20 protein-coding genes and 1 pseudogene are annotated in these 23,754 nt (G+C 51.3%); 7 read left to right on the top strand and 14 right to left on the bottom strand.

All coding sequences use genetic code 11. The features are described from left to right. The 6 genes from cntC to ACI48J_RS11685 are packed head-to-tail and all read right to left on the bottom strand — an operon-like array spanning nt 1 to nt 6,500. Entirely contained in the window at nt 1–894 is an 894-nt protein-coding gene (gene cntC / locus ACI48J_RS11710) for a staphylopine uptake ABC transporter permease subunit CntC (RefSeq protein ID WP_405082872.1), read from the bottom strand. Next, on the bottom strand, nt 894–1,826 hold the full coding sequence (gene opp1B / locus ACI48J_RS11705) for a nickel/cobalt ABC transporter permease (protein ID WP_405082871.1): 933 nt from the start codon (nt 1,824–1,826) through the stop codon (nt 894–896). The genes cntC and opp1B overlap by 1 nt, the downstream gene beginning before the upstream one ends. Before the next feature lie 55 nt (nt 1,827–1,881). Further along, nucleotides 1,882–3,450, bottom strand: a complete 1,569-nt coding sequence (cntA, locus tag ACI48J_RS11700) for a staphylopine-dependent metal ABC transporter substrate-binding lipoprotein (RefSeq protein ID WP_405083208.1) — start codon at nt 3,448–3,450, stop codon at nt 1,882–1,884. A 32-nt stretch (nt 3,451–3,482) separates the two neighbouring features. Continuing rightward, the gene (locus tag ACI48J_RS11695) at nt 3,483–4,817 is read right to left on the bottom strand and encodes an opine metallophore biosynthesis dehydrogenase (protein ID WP_405082870.1); all 1,335 of its coding nucleotides are present in this window, start codon (nt 4,815–4,817) and stop codon (nt 3,483–3,485) included. A 27-nt stretch (nt 4,818–4,844) separates the two neighbouring features. Next, nucleotides 4,845–5,639, bottom strand: a complete 795-nt coding sequence (locus ACI48J_RS11690) for an SAM-dependent methyltransferase (RefSeq protein WP_405082869.1) — start codon at nt 5,637–5,639, stop codon at nt 4,845–4,847. A 27-nt stretch (nt 5,640–5,666) separates the two neighbouring features. Beyond that, nucleotides 5,667–6,500 carry a diaminopimelate epimerase gene (locus tag ACI48J_RS11685; RefSeq protein WP_405082868.1) on the bottom strand — a complete coding sequence of 278 codons (834 nt, stop codon included), beginning with the start codon at nt 6,498–6,500 and terminating at the stop codon, nt 5,667–5,669. 387 nt (nt 6,501–6,887) lie between these two features. On the opposite strand from ACI48J_RS11685, the gene ACI48J_RS11680 reads away from it, so the two are divergent. From ACI48J_RS11680 to ACI48J_RS11665, 4 genes are all read left to right on the top strand, one after another. Then, nucleotides 6,888–9,128: a PQQ-dependent sugar dehydrogenase gene (locus ACI48J_RS11680; RefSeq protein ID WP_405082867.1), complete on the top strand. Its 2,241-nt coding sequence runs from the start codon at nt 6,888–6,890 to the stop codon at nt 9,126–9,128. Nucleotides 9,129–9,313: 185 nt separating this feature from the next. Continuing rightward, nucleotides 9,314–9,850 carry a TetR/AcrR family transcriptional regulator gene (locus ACI48J_RS11675; RefSeq protein ID WP_405082866.1) on the top strand — a complete coding sequence of 179 codons (537 nt, stop codon included), beginning with the start codon at nt 9,314–9,316 and terminating at the stop codon, nt 9,848–9,850. A gap of 76 nt (nt 9,851–9,926) precedes the next feature. Beyond that, a complete protein-coding gene (locus ACI48J_RS11670; protein ID WP_326056591.1) occupies nt 9,927–10,238 on the top strand; it encodes a multidrug efflux SMR transporter in 312 nt (103 codons plus the stop codon). Nucleotides 10,239–10,251: 13 nt separating this feature from the next. Further along, entirely contained in the window at nt 10,252–10,602 is a 351-nt protein-coding gene (locus tag ACI48J_RS11665; protein WP_405082865.1) for a DMT family transporter, read from the top strand. Nucleotides 10,603–10,756: 154 nt separating this feature from the next. Here ACI48J_RS11665 and ACI48J_RS11660 read toward each other — a convergent pair. Together ACI48J_RS11660 and ACI48J_RS11655 are read right to left on the bottom strand one after the other, a co-directional pair. After that, a pseudogene (locus ACI48J_RS11660) lies at nt 10,757–10,914 on the bottom strand (transposase); the annotation flags it as partial. 154 nt (nt 10,915–11,068) lie between these two features. Next, nucleotides 11,069–11,812, bottom strand: a complete 744-nt coding sequence (locus ACI48J_RS11655) for a DUF4184 family protein (RefSeq protein ID WP_405082864.1) — start codon at nt 11,810–11,812, stop codon at nt 11,069–11,071. 139 nt (nt 11,813–11,951) lie between these two features. Between ACI48J_RS11655 and ACI48J_RS11650 the strand changes: the two genes are divergently transcribed. The 3 genes from ACI48J_RS11650 (at nt 11,952) to ACI48J_RS11640 (ending at nt 14,866) form a co-directional block, all read left to right on the top strand. Continuing rightward, complete coding sequence (locus ACI48J_RS11650) at nt 11,952–12,836, top strand: pentapeptide repeat-containing protein (protein WP_405082863.1); 885 nt, start codon at nt 11,952–11,954, stop codon at nt 12,834–12,836. A gap of 409 nt (nt 12,837–13,245) precedes the next feature. Beyond that, nucleotides 13,246–13,821: a sigma-70 family RNA polymerase sigma factor gene (locus tag ACI48J_RS11645; protein WP_405082862.1), complete on the top strand. Its 576-nt coding sequence runs from the start codon at nt 13,246–13,248 to the stop codon at nt 13,819–13,821. Continuing rightward, nucleotides 13,811–14,866 carry a hypothetical protein gene (locus ACI48J_RS11640; protein ID WP_405082861.1) on the top strand — a complete coding sequence of 352 codons (1,056 nt, stop codon included), beginning with the start codon at nt 13,811–13,813 and terminating at the stop codon, nt 14,864–14,866. Before ACI48J_RS11645 ends, ACI48J_RS11640 begins: the two co-directional genes overlap by 11 nt. Before the next feature lie 423 nt (nt 14,867–15,289). On the opposite strand, the gene ACI48J_RS11635 is transcribed toward ACI48J_RS11640, so the two are convergent. The 6 genes from ACI48J_RS11635 to ACI48J_RS11610 all read right to left on the bottom strand — a co-directional run bounded on the left by ACI48J_RS11635 (nt 15,290) and on the right by ACI48J_RS11610 (nt 23,751). Further along, on the bottom strand, nt 15,290–15,694 hold the full coding sequence (locus ACI48J_RS11635) for an NUDIX domain-containing protein (protein ID WP_405082860.1): 405 nt from the start codon (nt 15,692–15,694) through the stop codon (nt 15,290–15,292). Nucleotides 15,695–15,811: 117 nt separating this feature from the next. After that, nucleotides 15,812–20,362, bottom strand: coding sequence for a discoidin domain-containing protein (locus ACI48J_RS11630; protein ID WP_405082859.1), 4,551 nt, complete (start codon nt 20,360–20,362; stop codon nt 15,812–15,814). 407 nt (nt 20,363–20,769) lie between these two features. Then, nucleotides 20,770–21,117: a hypothetical protein gene (locus tag ACI48J_RS11625; protein WP_405082858.1), complete on the bottom strand. Its 348-nt coding sequence runs from the start codon at nt 21,115–21,117 to the stop codon at nt 20,770–20,772. Continuing rightward, nucleotides 21,108–22,199, bottom strand: coding sequence for an anti sigma factor C-terminal domain-containing protein (locus tag ACI48J_RS11620; protein ID WP_405082857.1), 1,092 nt, complete (start codon nt 22,197–22,199; stop codon nt 21,108–21,110). Before ACI48J_RS11620 ends, ACI48J_RS11625 begins: the two co-directional genes overlap by 10 nt. Then, entirely contained in the window at nt 22,177–22,704 is a 528-nt protein-coding gene (locus ACI48J_RS11615) for a sigma-70 family RNA polymerase sigma factor (protein WP_405082856.1), read from the bottom strand. The genes ACI48J_RS11620 and ACI48J_RS11615 overlap by 23 nt, the downstream gene beginning before the upstream one ends. A 174-nt stretch (nt 22,705–22,878) precedes the next feature. Further along, a complete protein-coding gene (locus ACI48J_RS11610) occupies nt 22,879–23,751 on the bottom strand; it encodes a carbohydrate ABC transporter permease (RefSeq protein ID WP_405082855.1) in 873 nt (290 codons plus the stop codon). Nucleotides 23,752–23,754 lie beyond the last annotated feature (3 nt).

The raw sequence follows: 23,754 nt of genomic DNA, 5'->3' as shown, positions 1-23,754 counted from the left end.
TTAAGCCACCCCGTTTCCTTGAATCGCCGCACCGGCAGCGACGGTCTGACCTTGCAGCTTCGGATTGGAAGTCCTTAATTTAGGATCTAACGCAGCTTGGAGCGCATCGGACAGAAAGTTGACAGCCGACACGACAAGAACGATCGCCAACCCCGGCGCTAACATAAGTTCCGGCCTCGAGAACATGGCTTCCCTTGCCTCATTCAACATCATGCCCCACTCCGCATTCGGAGCTTGAACGCCTAAACCGAGGAAAGAGAAGCCGGATAACTGCAAAATCATGGAACCGAAAGAACTGCTTGATAGAACGGCAATGTCGGGAAGCGAGACGGGCACAATATGCTTGACCATAATTTGAACGCTGCCGGCGCCAAGCGCTTTAGAGAACTTCACATAGTCCGCTTCGGCAACTTGCATGACGGACGTCCGGATGACGCGGGCAAACCAGGCCCATTTCGTACATATAAACGCAATCAATATATTTTCAAAGCCTGCGCCTACAATACCGATCACGGCCAAGATCATGACATAGCCCGGAAAAGAAAGCATCACATCGCAAATTCTCATCACGACGGCATCTGTTCTTCCTCTGAAATACCCTGCAATAAAGCCAAAAAAAGCACCGACCCCTACCGTTAGGATCAAGGCGGCCATCACCCAAAGCACGCTTGGACGGATCCCGTAAATCAATCTGGATAATACACATCGTCCCAAGTGATCGTTGCCTAACAGATATTCCAGCGACGGACCCGCAAAACGAAGCTCCATATGAACTTCCCCGGGAGCATGCGGCGCAATCAGAGGGGCAAAGATTCCGGCAGTAATAGTTGTCACGATAACGAATAAAGATAGGACAGCCGGCTTGTCTTTCATTATAGGTTTAAATCGTTCCATTACATCCCCTTCCTTAGTTTGGGATTCATCGCCGCAAGAATCATGTCCGACAAGGTATTGAACAGAACGAAGGCCGCCGCCAACACAAGGACATATGCTTGGATGATCGGGAAATCCCTGCTTAGAATGGATTTGACACTTAACGTCCCCAGCCCGGGCCACGCGAACAGGTTTTCTACAACGACTGTGCTTCCCAAAATAATGGGGATGGCCATGCAAAACACGGAAATGGCCACCTGAAGCGAATTTCTTAGGATATGCATCGTTATTTTCCTTTCCGGTAAACCGCTTGCCCTGCCGTACAGCACATAGTCCTCGTTCAACTGGCCGATCATGGAGCTTCTGACGATCCGAAAATAAATGCCTGTGTAACTGACGGTAATCACGGTAACCGGTAAAATGTAGCTTTTGAAGGAGTCCATGCCGCTTGTCGGGAGAAGATCCAGATGGACGGAAAAATACCACGCCATAAGCGACGCAAGCCAGTACGACGGCATAGAAGTCAGAAAAAACGAGACTCCTCTAACCGATTTGTCCATTCTTGTCCCTTCTTTCCATGCGCAGATCACGCCTAGGACAATAGATAGGGCGATAATGGCGGCCATCGAAACCAGCGTCAGCTTTAATGTATTCAGAAAAGCGGGGCCCAGCAAGGACCAGACCGGTTTTCCCGTAACGTACGAGTGGCCGAAATCGAGCTGCAGGCAGGAAAGAAGCCAATTGAAATAACGGGTTAGAAACGGCTGGTCCAGTCCGAGCGCCCCTTTCGTTTCCGCGATTAATTGTTCGGTTATATTCGGCACGCCTTGCGCGTGCAGGACTACTTCGGCCGGGTCCAAAGGAGACAGATGGTTTAAAACAAACGTTAAAAAGGATATGATCACAAGCAAAGGAAGCGATAATAAAGCTCTTTTGAAGATATAACTGCCCATAGCCGTCTCCTTTTTCGCACATGGCACCAAGGGGGTTCCCTGTGGAATTATTTAGCTACTCAAAGTACATCCGCTCAAACGGCAGCTCGTATTGCGTTTGCTTAAACGAGATCCCTTTTAAATTTTTGGGAGCCAGAACGGTGACGCTGCCATTGGTGATGGGGATAAAGACGCCTTCGTCATGGACAAGAGTTAAAATATCCGCGTATAACGATCTCCGCGTCTTCTCGTCGGCGGACACCATCACGTCACCGATTTTGTTATAGAGCTCGGCCGCTTTCGGTATGCCTTTGGTTGTATGCAGATAAGAAGCTTCCGATGTAAATGCGGCAATTGTACTTTGCGGATCGTAGGCGAGCCCCCATGTTTGATTGAACAGCAGATCATAGTCTCCCGTGGCTCTTCTTTTCGCGATAGAAGAAGATTCTTCGCCGATAAGGTCCAGCTTAGCCCCAATTGCTGTCAGCGCATGTTGAAGGAACTCAGCCTGCGTTTTTTGGGAAGAAGAATTGACGTCGTAGTAAAGCTTCATGGCTAACGGGTTTCCGTCTTTAGTTCTGACTGTTTTGCCGCTCTCCAGGCTCCAGCCCGCTTCTTCCAAAATCTTTTTCGCTGTTTCCGGATCGTAGCCCCGCTTCTTCAAATCGACGTCCGCATACGGGACATTGGAGGAGAATAGAGAGTTAGCCGCCGTCTCCATCCCGCTAAAAATTTGCTTGCTGACGGTTTCCCGGTCAATGGAATACCAGATGGCCTCGCGTACGGCCGTTTCATGAACGGGGCCTGATTTGCCGCTGTTGGCAACGATCATTTTCGTATTCATCGCTTTACTTCTGACAAGCTGGAAATCGCCCGACTGAACTAACCGATTCATCGCTTCCACATCAATGCTGTCCGCGCCTCGATCATCCGTAAAGATAAAGTTGACTTCACCCTTTTGCAGCGCCAAAAATGTCATTTCCCCGGCCGGTAGAACTTTTGCCGTCACTTTCTTTACTTTAGGCGCGCCGGCCCAGTAGTTTTCATTGGCTTCAAAAGTGGCGTACTGATCGGTTTTATGTTCCGTGAGCTTATAGGGTCCCGTGCCGTTGTATCCGTTCACGCCATCTTTTGTCTCCCCGTTAACGAAATTTTTGGGCGAGATGAATACGTAAGGCCGGGTCATCGACAATTCCAGTAAAGTCGGATAGTAGGGCTCCGATAGATTCAATTCCACCGTAAACTCATCCGGCACATGACAGCTCACGATCTTAGCGGATAGTTTGATCCAGGAATGTTTGCTTGCATTTTTTTGAACGGCTTCGATGTTTTTCTTCACAGCCTCCGCGTTAAACGGTTCTCCGTCGTGAAAGGTCACATCTTTTCTCAGATGAAAGGTGTATGTTTTCCCGTCATTCGAAGTTTCCCAAGACTCGGCCAGCAGCGGCTTGATTCCGTCTTCCGTATTTTCGACTAATGATTCGTACACCATTCCCTGCGCCGGCATCGAACCCGTGTACAAGTGGGGATTCATATCGTTAATATCTTTCGCCGTGGCGTACACCAGTTCTTGGCTTCGTTCCGTGGACCCCGTTTTCCCGCTCTTATCGCCCGCGCAGCCTGCCAGCAGTGCAGTGGAAATCATTAAAGCAGCTAATAAACCCGCTATTCTTCTCGTCACGTCGTCTCCTCCAACTCATTCTTCTTCGATCCCAACCTGGTTTCTATTTCACTGCGTATCCTCTTCAAGTCTTCTTCAAAACTTTGCACGGTGAATGCCTCCGACAACAACTCGTCCTGCAGCTTATGTCGAGCCGCTTCCTCTATTCTCCGCTCATAGGTTGCAATGAAGGTATCGATCGTCGGACAGCTTGAATCCACATACCTTGCAATGCCTTGTATGATTTTTATCCGGTAGTAATCTTCTTTGGGCATGCGCGGGATGTCCCAGTACCCTTCATTATTGACAAAGATTTGCCGAATGGGGACGGCCGAGAAATCGAAATATTTCCCGTCCTGATCCGGTTCGGAAAAAGGATCGATTAACAGCGATGTATACCGGACGTACACCAAATACTCTTGATGGATCGTTTCGAAATGAAGGAAGTTATCGATCTCATGACGCGATAGGCTTTCCGGCCGCACCGGATAATTATCGTCTGTCATGAACTTAAGCAAGTTAAGGCCCTCTATATTTAGCTTACGGATAATGGCCGTCATCTCTTTCCAACAGGCCACCATATCGCGGATTAAACCGGGTGTAATGGGACCTTCGGGAAACATTTTGTATACAAATTTCTTGGGGGCCGCTTCTCCGAATAGGACATTTAACGAAAAGTCATTCATAAACAGAGGCGGGTGGACATATAAGGAACTATTTCTCGTTTCCGCTTCGAATGGAGAACACATGATTTCCAAGGTAATACCCAGTTGTTCATACAACGTACGAAGCTTCGTCACATGATCGGATGGAGACTTCGTCGAGCCAATGAACACTTTTTTCTTGATTCCTGTCGTGATGACCTGATCGGACGGCTTGCCGTGCCTCCAGCGCGTATCGCCGAGATAGGTGGAAAAGCTAATAATTTCCGCATCCGCACGAATATCCGTCATATAGTGGCGAATTAAGCTGTTTGAACCGAAGGTCGGGGAAATTAAGACCACACACCTTACTTGCTGTAAAAGCTGTTCACGGATTTGTTGGAGTACCCCTATGTATGCATCCGCCGTAACGGACAAGATCACGGTATCCCAGCTTCCGGTGATGCTCTCATATCCGTGAAAAACATCATCCATGACGCACTCGCCCTGCAGCTGCCGGTGCTTTTCATTTTGAATGTCTGCGCGGATACGCCGGCTGCTCTGCTTAAGCGCCGCAAAAAAATGTTCGGAACGAACGGACTTGCGACCGGCGATTCCTACGCGGCAGTTCGCAACTTTTTTTAGCAGTACGGCCAATTGAATCGAAGCGGGACCCGTTCCCAGCACTAAGACCCGTTGGAAATCACCCATCTGACCCTTCCTCTCCCAAAATGAAACCTAAGCTTTTTGATACAAAGCGATATCAAACACGTGACCGGGGCGCAAAACGGTTTCAACTAAGCTCCATTTGCGTCTGTTCACCTCTTGCATAGGGTAATTGAACAAAGATTTCAAGCCGCCGCCGTATCTCATGGCCACAATCACATGCCGATTGGTTAGCCCGGCCAATTGGTCCAGCAGTTCGTATTTATTGGCAACCGTTGAGCTGAATATGATGTGAGTCACCTCTTGTATACCGTCCAGATGCTCTGCAAACACGTTCTCCAGCCTGATTTTCAGTCCGCTTCCCAGCTCCTCTACCACCCTTCTTCCAAGTTCTACAGCCTCCCTGTCAATATCAATGCCGGCCACTTCCGCACCGGTTTGCTTCGCTATGTACAATGGCGTCATGGGGAATGAACCCGAGCCCACCAGCAGCACTTTCGAATCCGCATTCACTCGAAAGCTTCCGAATTCTTTTTCGATGCATGATTCTATATTTCGGAAATACTCCGTCCTTTCCGCGTCTCCATTCAGCAGCTTCCATGCCCGGTATTTTTCCATAATCGCGACACAAGACGCCGACGTCTTCCTCAAATCTTCCACTAGCCGGGACATATGGCCGGGGTCATGCCGGTTCAATTGTTCCCATGATTCTTCGTTAGCCTCGTTCGTAATAAAAGCGGAATAGTCATCCAGGACCGCCTCTAACTCGGCGCTTCGTTGGACGGTATCCTCGTAACGATCTGCCAAATGCGTAAATTTCGCTTGAAACCCGGTTAAAGTTCGTAGAAATTGTTCGTGCGAATGCATACCTTCTCTCCAATCCGATTGAGGATGTTAAACATCAATAAAAGCTCTGCCATGGGCTACGATTCCAACGGACCCTTCAACGGCGAGGCTTGTTACCTCATCTTCCTCCCATTCGGCCATGACAGTCATGGTGCCGCCGGGCTGCTTGATTTGCGCAGAAACGTCTCTTTGGTGTTTCCAAGACAGGAAGGCACCCAGTGAAGCCGTGCCGGAGCCGCACCCTCTTTCCCAAATCATGCTATCCAATGGAGGGACATAAATGAGCGGAGCCAATTCGTCCGAATGACTCTTAAATAACAAAATGCCGATCACGCTGGCTTCCGAAGTCGCTCCAAGCAGCTTCGCCAAGGTCTGTGCCCGATTTCTCACTGTCTCATTGAAATGATCGACTTCGATCACAATATGTAGAAAGTCAGGATATCTCACCGTAACAATATCCAAGTCGTCGCCTTCAAACTTGATTGTCTTCCGATCGATTTTTTTGGGTACAGGCATTGCAAGCCGGCACACATACTTTTCCTTGACTTTTTTCACCTGACAGGCGACTAACTGCTCCGTTCCGGAAGCCTCGAGGACAATTTCCATGAAATCGTCCGGATTCATTCCTTTTTCGGAGGCAAGAAAAGCGGCTAAGGCCATGCAGGCATTCCCGCAAAACTCACCTCCCGCCATTCGTAAATTGGCAGCGGCTTCATAACTGCCGGGTTTTTCGATGAAACCTACTTGTTCGGCGTACACACTGTCGTAGGCCATCATTTTGGCGGCGATGGACTTATAGTCCTCAGCCAGGTGATTCGTTCTCACAAGAATGGTCATATTCTGTGTGGGATTGCATTTCACAAAGTCGATTTCATGTTTCATCAGACAACTACTCCTGGGCCGATTTTTTAAAAAAAATGTAGGATCACGTCGTTCGACTAACTTTAATCGTAATCGTAACGATTACTATTATCATACTCACAATGCAGGAAAGCGTCAATCATAAAAAAAGATGCCAAATCGGCATCCAAGGTTTCGTTTATTGAGTTAAGCGATAAAGGATTGCCCCCTATGCTCGCGGCGCTTCCGAAGAAGAAATACGGCCCTTACGAGCCAGAAGCTAAGCGTTTACATATCTTATATACCTTTTACTGGGATTTATGGTAAAATGAAATACGAAAGTATAAGCGCTTTAACTTTTGAAAGGAGGATCGCCTTCGTCTTTAAGCAAACCCTTAGTGCCATTCCAAACCAAAAGGACGTGTGGGAATGATTATGCATTGCAAACAGGTTGCTTTAAGTCTCTGTTTTTGTCTTCTGCTTGCTTTAATACCCGTACCGGGAACGGCCTGGGCGGAAAGCGTGCCGGCTCCCTGGAAGCAGCAAAACATCGGTTCGCCCGCTCTGGCGGGCAGCGCCTCCTATGACCCGGGTGCGGGCCGTTTTGAAGTCAGCGGCTCCGGCACGGATATTTGGGGCAAATCGGACCAGTTCAATTTCGTCTATCATCCCTGGACCGGAGACGGCTCGATCGTAGCTCTCGTTTCCTCGCAGACGAATACCCACGATTTCGCCAAAGCGGGCATTACGATCCGGGAAACGCTGAAGCCGGATTCCAAACATGCCGATCTGCTTCTGACGCCTTCCAACGGATTCACGTTCCAGTATAGAACGGAAACCGGCGGCGCCTCCGAGAGCGAGAAAATCGCTTCGACCAGCCCGGCGTGGGTAAAGCTGGAGCGCAAAGGAAACGTCATCCGGGGGTATGTGTCCAACAACGGATTGAACTGGGGCGACCTGGGGACGCTTACTTTAAAGATGAACGCCTCCGTGTTTGTCGGCCTTGCCGTCTCCAGCCATAACACTTCCAAGCTTAGCACCGCCACGTTTACTAATGTGACGGTAAATGCGGCGGGCGATGTGTTTCCGCCGACCGAACCGACGAACGTTCAGGCCAGATCCGTAACCGATACGTCCGCGGAAATCGCCTGGACCGCATCGCTGGACGATGTCGGTGTCACCGGCTACGATTTGTACAAGGACGATGTCTTGACCCAGGCGAACGTTGCCGGGACTTCCTATACCTTTAGGGGCTTGAAACCCGCCACCACTTACCGGTTTACGGTAAAAGCCAGGGACGCGGCCGGAAACAGCTCGGCAGCCAGCGCTCCTCTGTCGGTGACGACAACCAGCGGGTCCGATACGGAGAGTCCCGCCGCTCCAGCCGGACTTGCGAGCTCCAGCAAAACCTCCACCTCCGTCCAGTTAACCTGGACCGCAGCGACGGATAACGTAGGCGTGTACGCCTATGATATTTTCACGGACGGGAAATTGTCCGGCAGCACCGACAAGACCTTGTTTAACGTGACCGGGCTCGCCGCCAATACCTCCTACAGCTTTACGGTGAAAGCCAGAGATCTTGCCGGCAATGTGTCCCCCGCCAGCAAAGCGCTGTCGGTTAAGACGAACCCGGCCTCTTCGGAACCTTACACGCCCGAGGTCGTCGCTTCCAATCTGGAAACGCCGTGGGCGGTCGACTTCGCGCCGGACGGCCGGATTTTTTTCACCGAACGCAACAGCGGAAGAGTACGTGTCGTCGTGAACGGGCAGTTGAAATCCGCGCCGGTCATTACGCTGGGATCGCCTTTCTACTACATGCCCAAGAGCGAGGGCGGTCTGCTGGGACTCGCGCTCGACCCGGATTTTGCCAGCAATCATTATATGTATATTTACCATTCCTACAAGACCTCCGACAACAAAGTCGCCAATCGGGTGGTCCGTTTGATCGAAAGCAACAATACCGCCAAAATCGATAAAGTCCTGATCACGAATCTTCCCGGGGCGGTGTATCACAACGGCGGCCGTCTTAAAATCGGCCCGGACAAGAAGCTCTATTTCAGCGACGGCAACTACGGCAACAAGGACGACACGCTAACCTATCTCGGAGGAAAAATATTCCGGCTGAATCTGGACGGCACGATCCCGTCCGATAATCCGTTCGGCGCTTCCTCGCCGATTTACAGCCGGGGACACCGGAATCCGCAAGGATTGGCCTGGCAGCCCGGAACGAACCGGCTGTTCGAGTCCGAGCATGGAGAATCGTCCAAAGACGAGATTAACTTTATCCAACCGGGAGCGCATTACGGCTGGCCGCAGTACGAGGGCGGAAATCAGAATCAACCGGGCATTACGCCGCCTCTCCTTTACGCCAACGGAACTACTTGGGCTCCTTCGGGCATCACGTTTGTGACCAAAGGGCCGTGGGCCGGTAATCTGCTTGTCACCAACCTGAAGGGCAAACAGATTATCCGCATGACCGTCAAGGAACAAAGCGGCAAGCCCGTCATCGACAGCGGCAGTCTCAATTATTTGTACGTTAACAAATACGGCCGCATCCGCGACATAGTCGAGGCCCCCGACGGCTCGCTTTATTTCGTGACCAGCAACAACGGGGATAAGAACGGAGACGGGACACCCGATAAGCTGGTCCGGTTGGCGCCTAACTTTTAAAGCTGGCGTGTGAAGGAGAAAAAGAGCGGGATTCCCCCGCTCTTTTCAGATTGCAGACAAACTTCCTTGTTTCCATCGAAACCAAGGGAGGCCAGATTGTTGAAGTAAAAGGACTGGTCGACTTTACTAAATGATTTCAAGTGTTATTATGTATATAACGATCATTATAAAAAGGAGTGTACATCATGGGATCAAAGAAAAGAGAAGCTATATTAAATACAGCAGAGACTTTGTTTTATGAATATGGTTTTCACTCCATTGGATTGAAAAGAATCATATCAGAGGCTGATGTAGCTTTAATGACCTTTTATAATCATTTCTCCTCTAAAGAAGATTTGGTTGTGGAAGTATTAAAAAAGAGAGAACTTTATTATTGGAATTTTGTAAGGCCACAAAATAGCGATCCTGAAAAGTGGGATATAGAAGATGTGATGAATGGTCACGCTAAATGGCTGACCGAAAAAGGGAACATCGGTTGTATTTTTTTACGAGCGTTGGAAGAATATCGAGGAAGAAGCGAAGCGATTGAAAAACTCACCATAAATCATAAACAGGCATTTATGAACTATTTAAGAGAGGTGCTATCCCAAAATAACCGTTCGCCAGATTTATATCTTCGTATTCATACCATTATTGAAGGGTCTACTTCCATGGCTGAAATAATCGGGCATGAAAAAGCGGTAAAAGAGGCGAGGAGATTGCTAAAAACAATAATAAAATAAAAGAGATGATCCTTTATTTTTTTTAGATAAAAATATAATGATCGTTATATCTAATTTATGAAAGGAGTATTATTCTTTGGCTTATTTATATTTGTTTATTGCTATTTTGTTAGAGGTTTTTTCTTCTGTTCAGTTAAAATTGTCGCAAGGATTTAAGAGATTCTGGCCAGCTTTATTTACTTTAATTGGTTATGGTACGACCTTTTATTTTTTAGCATTGTCTTTAAAAAGTCTTCCCATGGGGATTGTTTTTGCGACTTGGTCAGGTATAGGAACGGCTTTAACCGTTTTGATCGGTATTCTTTTTTTGAAAGAAAAAATAACCATGAAAGCCATAACAGGATTATGCGCTCTACTCTTGGGACTATTTCTGCTAAATTTTGTATGAAGGGATGGGAACAATGTTAGAGAAGCACACTCTTTATTTAACAATTGCTATTGCATGTGGAATAACGGGAGGGACGTTTTTAAATTTGTCTGATGGATTTTCTAATGCATGGTCAACAACAGGCGCGTTGTCTTTTTATTTTATCGCTTTTTTACTCTTATCTTTTTCTATGAAGGTTGTTCCTTTATCGATTGCCTATGCCGTATGGGGTGGGACAGGAGCAGGTGTGCAGGCTATTATAGGCATAGCATTTTTTAATGAAAACATATCTGTCATCAAAATCATATCGTTTCTTTTAGTGGCACTAGGCATTGTGCTCATAAACATTTCGAAACCGATTGATCAAAATGATCAGCAGCAATAAAGATGTTCCTCAAACGGGCGCGATTATGGAAGATGATGGCTAACGATTTTAAATCGTTAGTCATTTTTAAATCATTTTTTAAATGAAAGAACAAACTTAAATTCTAACTTTTTTATATAAACTGTATCCGTATCATGCTCCTCCTATCGGAGGCCGTGAAATGAGGAATGGGCTGGGTAAAGTCGTAGCCGATAAACCAGCGGTAGGCGATGTTTGTTTCAATTTCTTTGATCGTCTGGCGCATGGATCGAATACCAAACAGATACTGGATAGGAACAAGTTGATGAGAACAATAGGATCTACGCTAAGACGTTTTCACCTCTCCTCACTACTTCCACACACAAAAAGCCTGTAGGCCCTGCTCCGAAAGGAACTTTGTCTACAGGCTGAAAAGAGCAGGATTTCCCCCGTTCTTTTTCGCCTCTTTTTAAAGCCGCCGACCCGTAATCCTCTCGTTGAAACCGGCTCAACTTCGGCCGTTTCCGCTTACGCTTTTGCTAAAAAACAGACAAGCCAGAAGAACGGCAAGCATAACGGAGCTGATCGCCGGGACGACAAGCTGCAAAAGAAGCGCCAGCCCATTGCCGTCCACTACGAAAACAGCCGACATCGCAAGAATCAAGACAAACAGGGCCATCACGGTAAACCAGAAAGGCGCGGCGGAAACGCGCGGTCTCTCCTCTGCCGGTACGCGTAAATGCCGATGTATCCACCAGAGCGTTCCTATCAAACCAATCAGCGTGCTTCCGTGCTGAGCCGCTTTGTATACGGGAACTTCCAGCCTTCCCACCGTTATCGATCCACTGAGGAAGGAAATATGATGGACCAGCCAGGCGCCTTCGTGCGTGAATTGGTCCCAAATCAGGTGGGTACCCGTACCTGCCAATCCCAGAACCGCGACGGTGAACCAGCCTTTGAAGGAAACGGGAATTCCGCCTTCCCTTCTCCACCGGTAAGGAAACCGGCCGGGCAAATAATCGTAAAGCGCAGGCCGGACAACGGTCTCGAAGAGCAGAAACAGCACCAGGATCACCGGAAGATTAAACAGCACGATCCCCGCTCCATCGTGGCTCCATACGCCGGCAGCCCGGAACCGGACAAAATATTCGAAATCCGGGGACATGCACCCGATAATCAGAGCGGATACCGGAAGTGTCGTTTTGTTCCACCACGGCATAACCGCGACGGGATGCGCGAACGTAAACGGCATGGTTCTCCTCCTCTTTCGCCTGTCCGAAACAGCCGCTTTTTTGATTGATAAGAAAAAAATCCTTTCGCTCCGGGCGTACCTGCCTTTAAAATAGAGGTTGCTGCTATACACGCACGGTTATACGAAGGGAGTATCTACCATGTCTCAACCTGATGAAAATCCGGAAACGGTTTCCTATAAAAGCCCGCAGGGGCTTCTGACCGACTGCGAGAAATGCTTCGGCCTCTGCTGCGTGGCGCTGCCCTATGCGGCATCCGCCGACTTTGCGAAAGACAAGGACGCCGGTCAGCCGTGTCCCAATCTGCGGCAGGACTTCCGGTGCGGCATTCACACCGGCCTGCGCCAGAAAGGCTTCAAAGGCTGCACGGTCTTCGACTGCTTCGGCGCCGGACAGAAGGTTTCGCAGGTAACTTACGCCGGAGAAGACTGGCGCCGGGTCCCCGGGTCCGCGAAGCAGATGTTCGAGGTGTTCCCGGTGATGCGGCAGCTCCATGAGCTTCTGTGGTACTTGTCCGAAGCGCTGACTCTCCAGCCCGCCCGTTCTGTACACGGCGAGCTGCGCACCGCGCTGGACGAGACGGAGCGCCTGACTTTCCTCGCCCCGGAAGCGCTTCTGGAGCTTGACGTCGCCGCACACAGGGGGAAAGTCAACGAGCTTCTTTTGCGGACGAGCGAACTCGTCCGCGCCGATGCCTCAAGCCGGCGGAAAGGCGGCACGCAGCGCCGCAAAGTCGGCCGGGGTGCCGACCTCATGGGGGCGAGCCTGAAGGGAGCCGATCTGAGCGGCGCCAACCTGCGGGGGGCGTACCTCATCGCCGCCGATCTCCGGAACGCCGATCTGAGAGGGGCTGACCTGATCGGCGCGGATTTCCGGGACGCCGATCTCGGCGGAGCCGATCTGCGCGGGAGCTTATTCCTCACGCAGGCCCAGCTGAATGCGGCGAAAGGCGATGCGCGCGCGAAGATTCCGGCAGCGCTCGTTCATCCCCCGCATTGGTCCGCCGCCGGACATGGAACGAAATGACCGGACGAGAAGTGCGATTTGACGAGCGCAAGAACCTTACGTGAAAACACAGGAGCAGTCAAATTTTGGGCCGCATGCTGCGGAAGAAAATTGCCGCAAGCCGAATCGGCTTACGTTCCCATCCGCTTCTTTTCCAGTATAAGGGCCCCAACCACATTTTAACAAAAATATACGCTAAGATAGTTAAAAAGCCGGGTTTCCTACTCTAAGGAATCCGGCTTTTGTATTATTCCCGCAAGGGACGTAAAGATCGCAGCGGCCGTCATGCGGGAAGCTACATTCCCGGTTGTCTACCTGATCTAAGTCCGCCGATACTCAGCCTTCCGCAAAAAAGAATTAAAGAACCGAACCTTTTTTCGATAGAGAGACAATATAGGGTGTAAGCTGCTTACTCAGGAGGGCCTTCTGAATGCAAAGTGATTCTATGTACCAATTGCTCACAAAAATGAAAGATGGTGATGGTCAGGCGTTTCACGCGTTGTATGACGCCACCTATCAGGACGTCTACCGGACCGTCTCCTTTCTGGTGGATCACCGACAGGATCGGGAAGATGTGATGAATGAGATCTATATGCAAATGTGGACCTCACTTGCCAGCTACGATCCGAACCGGCCTTTCCGCTTTTGGCTGCACGGCTTAGTCATCCGTCAAGTGCAGAGATTTCGGGTCAAGAGCTGGCGGAGATTCCGGATTTTTGAACGCATTCGCGCCTTCTCCAGGGAAGAGTCTCATTGGGATCAACCTGAGGTGTTGATGGACGGGACGAACCAAATGATATCACAGGCCATCCAAAAACTGACCGACAAACAGCGAACGGTGATTGTCCTCCGCTTTTATCATGACTATACGCTGGAGGAAATCGCGACATTGCTCGATATCCCGCTGGGTACAGTCAAGTCCAGATATCACGCCGGTCTCCAGGCGCTTCGAAAAAACATATGGAATCTCCCCCCGGAAAGGATGGAAAAGATCAATGACTATTGAACGCAAAATCCGTGAACATCTGCACGAAGAAGCGGAAACGATGGAGTGCCCTCCGGCAATTACCAGACGAATCGAACAATCCTATTCTCACTATTTGCAACGAAAAAGGAGCGAAACAACCATGAAAAAACGATTAATCGGCGGAATAGTTGCTGCTGCGATTCTGATTCCAACCGCGGCATATGCGGCCCCTACTTTGATTGAAATGCTAACAAGGACACCAATGACTGCCGAACAAGTCAAGGTGGATGAGATTGGCAAAGCAGCGCTTGAGAAGCTTTATCACGCATTTCCCGAAACAAAATCGTTTGAGATTATCGACGCAAGCAGCGTTCAAGATGTCCAAACAAGCATCACCCTGCAGGAAAAAGGAGGAAGCGGCAAAAAGATTACCCTTCATACCAACGCCGTTACGGGTGCGATTGAACACGTGATTCAAGAGAATTGGGAGCCTAAGGAGAAGCCGCTCTCTGCTTTAACCGATCAGGAAATCAAGTCGAAGACCGATTACCTGATTGATAAACTGTACGGCAACGTCAAAGAGTACCAGTTTGCTATGGAGCAAATGGAGAACCCGGATCAAAAAACGTTTATGCTGAATTACAGCCTAAAGGGATCCAAAACACCATTCTACCAAGTATTTGTTCAGGGCAATACGATCAACGTTTCTCTTATCGGAGGTGAGACCACACCTTCAACCGTTCAAGTAGAAGGCTTCTTCTCAAGAGATGGCAAGCCTGATTATTTTGCCGACGCCTTTTTAAATGATGCCAAACTGTTTTCCTTACTAAAAATCAGCCCGGCCGAATTGAAAGAAGAATTGGCAAAAGGCAAATCTGTTGTGGAAGTGGCCGCATCTAAACAGGTCTCTAAACAACAAGTGATTGACGTCATTGCAAAAACACAGATTGATGCCCAAATTCAAAGCGAAAAGATTGGCGACGTTCCTCAAGGCAATCGCTCAATGGAACAAATGTTAAAAGCTATTGAACCCAAAGTGCTGCAAGTGATTGAGCACAAAAATGAAACATCCTCGAAGAAATAACGAATCAAAGCGGATGAGATTACAGCACTAACCTCAACTCTGAGCGGTAACCCGTAAGATGGACACTTTAAAAAAGTGCCCCTCCTGCGGGTTACTTGTGTATGGAGTCATTTCCCGGTAAAATCCGCTTTTTACGGCCTGCTTACCTTCACGGATGGAGTGAACCGGGTATTAGGGTCCGGCCCGCGGCCTTGATCCGTGACCCCCGGTATGCCGAGTAAACCATTTCGGCTGCGCCATGTTTCCCTTTCAAATCACCGTCTAAGAAATCGTTGAACTTTATCCTGGAATGAAAAAACCAGCAGCGGCTATTTTTTGCCGCTACTGGTTTTAAATTCAGTCTCAAACGTAAACTACGAATACAACAATTCTTATGTGCCCGATGCCGCCTACCGAACTTACCGACTTTATCGGCTTTACCGGCTACAAAAGCAGCTTTAATTCGTGAAGCCGGTCGAAAATGAGCCGGCTGACAGGAGAGACATGTTCCCGGTCGCCGTAAGCTAGCCAGACCAGCTCTTCGATTTCGGAAGCCGGGCTTAGATCGCCCTCGAAGTCCGCTTGGTAACAAGCCATCCGCACGAGAACTCCTTCTTCTTTTCCGTGAGCCTGGGCCTCGAATGTCCCGAAATGCGTCACGGTTTCGGGTTTGATTCGGACGGAAACCTCTTCCTCCACTTCACGCACAAGCGTATCCGTGTCGGTTTCGCCGGGGTCCCGTTTGCCGCCGGGAATGTAATACGTATCTTTTCCTTTGGAACGGGCGCTAAGAATGCGGCCGTTTTCCACATAGATCCACGCGATTTTATCAATGCTTGCTGCTGTCATACGATGTACCCCCGCTTGATTTTTCTCAAAAGTATACCACCTTCCGTCCTTTTTTCAAAGGCGCAGGCAAGTATAAAGCGGGCTTGGCACCTCGGTCTTCACACCGCGGCCGGCTGTTCATTTCCGGCCGGCGGCCCGCAGCAGCAGCGTTACGGCTTCCGCACGCGAAGCCGGATCACCCGGCGCGAATATGCCGCCGTCGCGTCCCGCGACAAGTCCCAGACCGGCCGCTGCGCCGATATACCCGCGTGCCCAGACCGGAATGTCGCCGTCGTCGGCAAAACCGGTCTGCACCGTCGGCTCCGCCGCCAACTTCAGCGCCCGGGCGGCCATGACCGCCATCTCCGCGCGGGTGATGTCCGCCCCGGGCCGGAACGTGCCGTCCTCGTAGCCGTCGACGATTCCGGCTTCGACGGCTTGAGCCGCCGCCGTCCCGGCCCAGGCGCCGATATCGGCCGCGTCCGCAAAGCCGGGCAGCGCCGCGGTGCCTTCAAGGCGCAGCGCTCTTGCCAGCAGCACCGTGAACTCGGCCCGCGTCACCCTGGCGTCCGGCCGGAACGTGCCGTCGGGATACCCGTCGGCAATCCCCTCCGCGGCCGCTCGGGAGACCGCTTCCTCCGCCCAGTGTCCGGCGGTGTCCCGGAAAAGCGGAGGCGGATTCGCGCCGTCCTCCTTCAAGGCAAAGACGGCGAATATCCCCGTGTCGGCCGCCTCCACGCTGATTTTGCCGCCCGCGGCTGCGCCTCCGAGCCGGGTCCACTCTTTCCGGACGAGATCATAGGTGAAGACGGCGGCTTGACGGCCCGCGCCCGCCTTCCCCGCTTCGTAAGCCAGTGTTAACTTAATCGGCTTTGTCAAGCTCGTGCCGGCGCTTCGCGTCACTTCAAAGACTGGACTGACTCTCTCCTGTCCCCCGCCAATAAGACCGGAAGGTTCCGAGATTTTTCGGATGCCGAACGTGACGGTTTCCTTCGAGGCTCCGGCAGGAATCTCGATACTGATCTCGCTTCCAAGACGAGTTGTTCCCCCTTCGCCCGGCTTCAGCGTGAGCAAGCCGGTCTCACTGTCAGGCTGTGTACCGCCTGCGCCGCCTGAGCCGCCGCCTGTACCCGTCCCGCCGCTTCCGTCACCCGGGCTCCCCGGATCGGGGTCCGATCCCGGATGGTTGATGGACTCTTTTAAACGGGCGTTTAAATCGCGGAGCGAGTCTATGACCGTTTCAAAACGGACCGGATACTCCAGCAGCAGATTCTCCATCTGGCGGCGTATATCCGGGCTGCCTTTTCCGGTGGACAGCAGTTTGCCGGCTTCGGCGATCAAATCCTGGTACGGCGCCATTTTGTCGTCGCCGTATACTTCGAACTCGTAGATCGAGTACCCGTATTTGGTGCCGTCTACCGGTTTTCTCTCGACTCCCTGGAATTTGACGTACCTCGCCTTTACAGGCTGAAAGTCGATGGTGTCCAGCTTCCCGGCGGAAGACAGGATCGTGTCGCCCCCTTTGACATTGGTCCATGTCTGCTTATCTTCGGATACGAGAAGCTTGAACTTCTCCGCCGCCGTCTCCCATCCGATCTGGATTTTGTTGATCGTCTGAGACTGTCCGAGATCGACGATCATCCAGGAAGCGTCATCGTACGCGCTGGACCACCGGGTGAACAAATTGCCGTCGATCGTATTGCCCGGCGTATGCTCGGGAGCTTCGAGGGGAGAAGACTCCGCTTTTTGGTGAAGAGCCAGATTGTTGACGTCCAGCAAAGGAAGAAACTCGTTGTAAATGTGCACATTGTCGATCGCGCCTCTAAAGGCGTTCGTTTCGCTTCCGATTCTCTGAACCGGCAGCATCAGCGTCTGAATGCGTCTGACCGGCAGACCGAGTTTTTCGGCGTATTCATTGCCGTTCACATAAAGCGACACACCCATCGCATCCCCCGTCAAGTAAAGATGCGTCCATTTGTCAGCCGGCACCTCGTAGTTGAATACGCTGTCGTACTCCTCTTTGGAAAAGCCCAATTTGCCCGTTTTTCCTTGTTTCAACTTGATTTTCCCCATAGGCGACTCCATCAGTACGGCATCGTCCGGGTTATCCCGTTCGGGCTTGATCCACATGGAAACCGTCCAGCCGAAGCCCATCGTGTCAATCGGAGTCTCGACGTAACTTTTTCCGCCCCGGAATTGGGCCGCCTTGCCGTATTTTCCTTCGGTAAAAGCGATATTCTCGCCTTTTCCGTGAAGCTTGTTTCCGGAAGTGTCTTCCGCATTCCCATCGAACGGATACCGGATCACCAGGCCGTCAGGCCGATCTGTGTTGACCCGGTGCAGGCGGTTCACGCCCGGCGCTTCGCCGATTCCGGCCGCCGTTGCCATAAACGCGTCGTAATCGCTGTCTTCTCGCGCTCCCTGCCACATTTTCTCAGAAAGCACCTGCATTGCGGGCAGCATCCGGACGTGAGAATCGTCCATCGAAACGCCGGTTTCGTACGAAATATCGTTCCAGATGGCGAACATGCCGCCTTTAAGCCGCGGAAGCCCGTAAGGCAGCGTAACGCCCGGCCATTTCACCGGCTCCCACTGCCGGTAAAGAAACGGAGTATTCAAATAATCGCGGTACAACCGAGGAACCAGATACATATAGTTGGTATCGGAATTGACGATGTCATAGCCCAAATCCATCGCTTGTTTCGGCCCTCCGTACGGCTCATACCAAATGTCCATGGTGGCCTCGCTGCTGATGGGAGTCACCCCCGCATATTCATTGAGGCCGCCCCACAGATACGGATGCTTGCCTTTGCTGTTGATGTGCTTGATCAGCGTATCCATGTAGCCGCGGAAAACCTCTTTAGAAGGCCCCCCATATTCGTCCGTTCCGATATGAACATCCGGCCCGAGAAACGTCGGTTCCCCGTTGTTGTAGCCGTCGATGTATTCGTCGAAAAGACTTTTGACAAAATCCACGGTTGCGGGCTTCGTAATGTCAAGAGTGTGGTCCGTGCCCAGTGAAGGATCGTAGGTCGTGAAAATACGCGAATGGCCCGGCGTATCGATTTCAGGGATGATATTAATCCTGTAATCGCTTCCAAGACGCTGCAGCTCACGGAACTCTTCCTTCGTGTAATGACCGTCCGTGCTGGCAAGGCCGGGATAACGCTCGCTTTCCAGACGGAAGGCGGCCCGCTGCCCGTTCTTAAACGGAGTCCCGACGTCATCGTTCAGATGAATCTGCAGGTCCGTCATCTTGTACCAGGCCAGCAATTTCACGTAATTCCGCAAAAAATCAATCGTGTAAAACTTCCGGGCGACATCGATCATCAGCCCCCTCGTCTCGTACTTGGGGTAGTCGCGCGCCGTTCCGGCCGGAAGATGACGGCGCTCGGGGTCTTGTTTCAGAATCTGCAGAACCGATCGGGTTGCCCAGAAGACGCCTTTCGTTTCCGGAGCTGTAATCGTAACGGACTCCTTCACATCCAGCAGATAGCCTCCGGCGCCCAGATGCTTCATAGCCGGGTCCAGGACCATGTACACGTCACCGGCGGACGCTTTGCCTTGAACGATTTCCGGATTCAGGCCGGTCATCTCTTTCAAGTCGGTCCGGACGATCTCGGCCGTTTCCCGCAAGGTCGGCTCGCTTATTACGATTCTGGAGGAGGCCGACAGGGCGTAACGGCCCGTTCCTCCGGCCCATTCGCGCAGCGAAGGAATCACTTTCGGTTCGGGATTGAGATCCGGTGTCCGTGTGTACAACCCGGGAACATGCACGCCGATGTTGCCGGTTACTCCTTTCCGCGAAGGATCGGATTCGCTTTCCACCTGCAGAAGGAGCTGGACGGTCCGGTCCGACAGCGGCGGGTGAACGGTTCCTTCTTTGTCGATGACCGGCAGAGCGTCGCTGCCGTACACGGATATTTTATAACCGGGCGGCACGGCAGGCAGGTTTAAAGAGGTCTGCCCCTTCGCGACCGGGTCGAGCTTTTGAATGCCACCGATAATTTTGGCGATCGGATCCTCTTTATACACCTCGAATTCGTAAAAAGAATACCCGTACAAGATGCCGTCGCTCGCCGGGGCCCGCTCCACGCCCTGGAACTTGACGTATCTCGCTTCACGGGACGGGAAATTCAGCACTTCTTTGCCGCCTTCGCATTGGATCAGGCCGTCATTCTCCCGGATGTTCTCCCATACGTCTCCGTATACGGAAGTGAGCACACGGTACGATTTGGCGGGCGTCTGCCAGTGGATCACCACTTGGCCGATCTCCTTTTTCCCGCCAAGATCCACCTCGAACCACTGATCGTCCGTTTTGGCGGACGACCACCGGGTCCCCATGTCCCCGTCCACGGCCATCTCGGGATACAAGCCGTAATCCACTTCATTGCCCGAAACTTTGACGGGTTTCTTCAAGGCAAAATTTTCGGTGCCGCCGGCCGGCGCGGTCAGAGGCACGGGTCCGGGACGTACGTCCGGAACCGGCCGTTCAGCCGATCCGCCGTACGTTTCTTCCGCAACTGGAGTGTCTGTCGGTGCCTTTCCCGTTTGCACGTCCGCTCCTAACCCGAGCGGGTTTGGAGCCGCATACACAGCGGGCCGGCCCGCGCTTAAAACGATCGAGAATACAAGTACAAAGGTCAGCATGAAGGAAAGTTTCGCTTTCATTCCTTGATTTGTTTTCATTTACTCATCCTCATTTCTTTGTGAAGGACTTGAGATCGTTTTTCCGGTCCTGCGCATAAGAGACATAGGTCGGGTCCGGCTTCCGTTGTTGCTTTCCTATTGCTTTTCGGCTGCTTTCCGGTTTCTTCATTCCCCCCCCTCCGATGTATGATTGAATGAATAGACCCTTCCACTCTTAATACTAAAAGCCCCCCTTCCCTGTTAAAAAGAGATACCTTTTTACATTTATATACAATCGTTTACTTAGGGCATCGGCCACCCTCCCGAACCGGATATTTAGCGCCTCAGCACTTTGGTTCTTACAAACAAAAAAAGCCTCCGATACGGAGGCTCTTCACAGCGGCTCTCGCTGATCGTTCAGCGGGGCGCCTTAGCTCGCGTCTCGCGTCTCCCGGTTCCGCTGCCGATCATGGCTTCGGGTTAATCATCCAGCCCGTCACGAATATCACCGCCAGGAAAAGAACATAAGCCAGTTGGATCGCGAGAGCCCAGAGACACAGCTTTTTATTCCGGTTCCGCAGGAACAGACCGGTTAGCGCGCTTAACGTGCTGGCGGCAAAAAGAAATTCAAGAACGTCCAGCGTCCACACATTAAACAGAAACGTGAGATTAATAACAGCCAGCTGAACCACCGCCACACTGCAGGACATATACCCCGCCCACGATTCTTTGAGAAAAGGGCTGCCCGCCCTGCCGTTTTTTCCGTTGCCGGGCCTTTTCTTTTTATAACCGGCAAACCATGAAGTCAGTTCCATAGCCGGACCTCCCCGACTTTAATTCCCCGGACCAGGTCGTTGTTGCGCAGAGCGGCCAAATCCTTGACAGGCCCTGTCACGACAACTCCATACGTTTTGATCCCGTTGTCTTTCAAATACCGGATTCTCTTCTCCAGTTCCAGCGATTGGGCGCCGGAAAATAATGCCGCCATCTTTTCATAGTTTTTCAGAAAAACGAGGGTATCCATAAACTGCTCCGCGTTTTCTTTCGTATCGTTAAAAGGCGACCACGCGTCCCAATCCTCCTGTGCCGGATAGCCGATCGGTCCAATCACGCGGCCATCGCTGTCCACGCCCCGCTGCTCGAAGCCGGTGTCTGCCGCGTACCATACGACTTCGACCGAGCCGCTTCGAAGCGCTTTGAGCGCTTCGTCCGTGCCGGCAACGCGGTTCAGCGAAACGTAGGCTTCGGCCACTGTCCCTTCCGGCAGCTTTTCAAGCCGCCGCCATTCCGTGCCCGTCAAATACGGCAAGCTCGGAAACCCGGGATGAACGAGCATCCGGTTCTCTACCGTCGGAACCTTCGACGGCGGAGCATCCGTAAAGTACTCCACCTTCGGAAAACCGTTCGGCCTTCCGAGTATAAAGGAAGTCGTCTGCTTTCCCGCACGGATGTCCCGGTTCCCGACTTTTTTCCACAGCTCCATATCGACGGTCAGCGACAACGGATGCACCTGCGTTTCGATCTTCCTCTCTTCCAAGGTCATATTCGGTTCGGTGACATAGACGGTTTTGTCCAGAACTTCAATCAATTTGTTCGCATTCAAGGAAGGATGAAGCGCATAATAGACGAGTGTTCCCATATACGATACGGGCAAAATCAGCAGCAGGACGACAAGTGTAATCAGGGTGGAAGTCCATCTGGACCTCCACTTGCTTCTGCCGATAATCATCTCCTCGCTTTGTTTTCCGGGAACATTTCCTCCCGTCTCCTCTTCCAGCAGCGCGTTGTACGCATCCAATTTATCGAGTTCTTCTTCCATTTCACGCTCGTCCGCTTCGGACAATGTTCCTTCTCTGAATGCTTTTAGGCGTTCTCTAAACGGATCCTGACGGTTCATGGCCGGGCTCACTCTCCTTCCTTTTCATTTGCCGTAATTTCTGCCTCCCCCGGAAAAGCAGACTTTTTAACGTAGAAAGCTTCAGGTTCAAAACATCGGCCGCCGCCTGGCAGGACATTTCCTCCACATCACACAGCCGCACGGCATCCCGGTACTTATCCGGAAGCGAAGAAACCGCCAGCACGATTGCTTCTTTCCCTTCTTTCTCCAAAAAAGTTTGTTCGGTAGACCCCTTAACAGGTACTTGAGCAAAAAATTCATCCCGTTTCAAATCCATCCGTTTGTGCTTGCGCAAATAGTCGATATACGTGTTTTTGGCCACTGTAAAAAGCCACGGTTTGATCCTTGTTCCGCTGTAATCCTCCAGGTTCACATACGCCCTATAGAACGTTTCCTGAAGAATATCTTCCGTCAAATGGTGATCTTTGCACAAGGAAAACAGATAAGCGTATAGGTCTTTGAAATACTTGCGGTAAACGTCTTCCAGACTCAACGATTCATTCATGTTCTCCTCCTTCGGTAAAAACACGGTTATCTCCTGTCAAAAGTTGCATAACCGGTTCGCCGAAACTTGCATCCAACCAAAAAAACCGTGCGGCGCACGGTTTTCAGCGATAAAACTCCACATGGTTTTTTCTGTTTTTTCTATAGATAAGTTAGTTTCCGGTGGTTAACCGGCCTATTCTTTCACCGCGCCTACCACGATGCCGGTTACGAAATAGCGCTGCAAGAAAGGATACACGAGCAAAATAGGCAGAGCGCTGATAAAGATTTGCGACGCCCGGATCGTACGCTGAGACAGGCTGGCAACGGCTGCCGGGTCCAGCTTCGACATATCGGCCTGCACGATGATCGTCTGCATAAACGTGGCAAGCGGGAGCTTCTCCGAATCCCGGATGTAGATGATCCCGTCGAAATACGAATTCCAGTGACCGACCATCATAAACAAGGAGACGGTAGCCACGACAGGCAGGGAGACCGGCAGGTATACGCTCAGGAACGTGCGGAACTGTCCGGCCCCGTCGATGAAAGCCGCTTCCTCCAGGTCTTTGGGCACCGTGCGGAAGAAGTTCATGAGCAGAATAATGTTAAAGACGCCCACCAGCCCGGGAAGAATAAGGGCCATCAACGTGTTCATAAGTCCGAGCTTCAGGATCAAAATATAGCTTGGAATAAGTCCTCCGCTGAACAGCATCGTCACGACAAAATACCAGAGATACAGATTGCGCGCGCGGAATACGTGACTTTCTTTGGACAGCGCGTAAGCGGCAATGGTATTTACGACCAGAGCCAGCGCCGTTCCGATCACGGTTCTTTGCACGGACACCCACAATGACGACAAGAAATTCGCGTTATCGAAAGTTTTGGCGTAGGCTTCGAATGTAAATCCGATCGGCCAGAAGGTGACCAGTCCCGCATTCGCCGGAGCCGAAGCACTGAGGGACACCATCAGCAGGTGATACAGAGGAAGCAGGCAAAGAATGGCCAGAACCGTTAAAAACACATGGTTGAACAGGCTGAATATCCGGTATGGCAGTGTTTTATGATACATGCG

The organism is Paenibacillus chitinolyticus, from assembly GCF_045038035.1.
Taxonomy (GTDB): Bacteria; Bacillota; Bacilli; order Paenibacillales; family NBRC-103111; genus Paenibacillus_F; species Paenibacillus_F chitinolyticus_A.
This window is presented reverse-complemented; position numbering and strand designations above follow the sequence as displayed.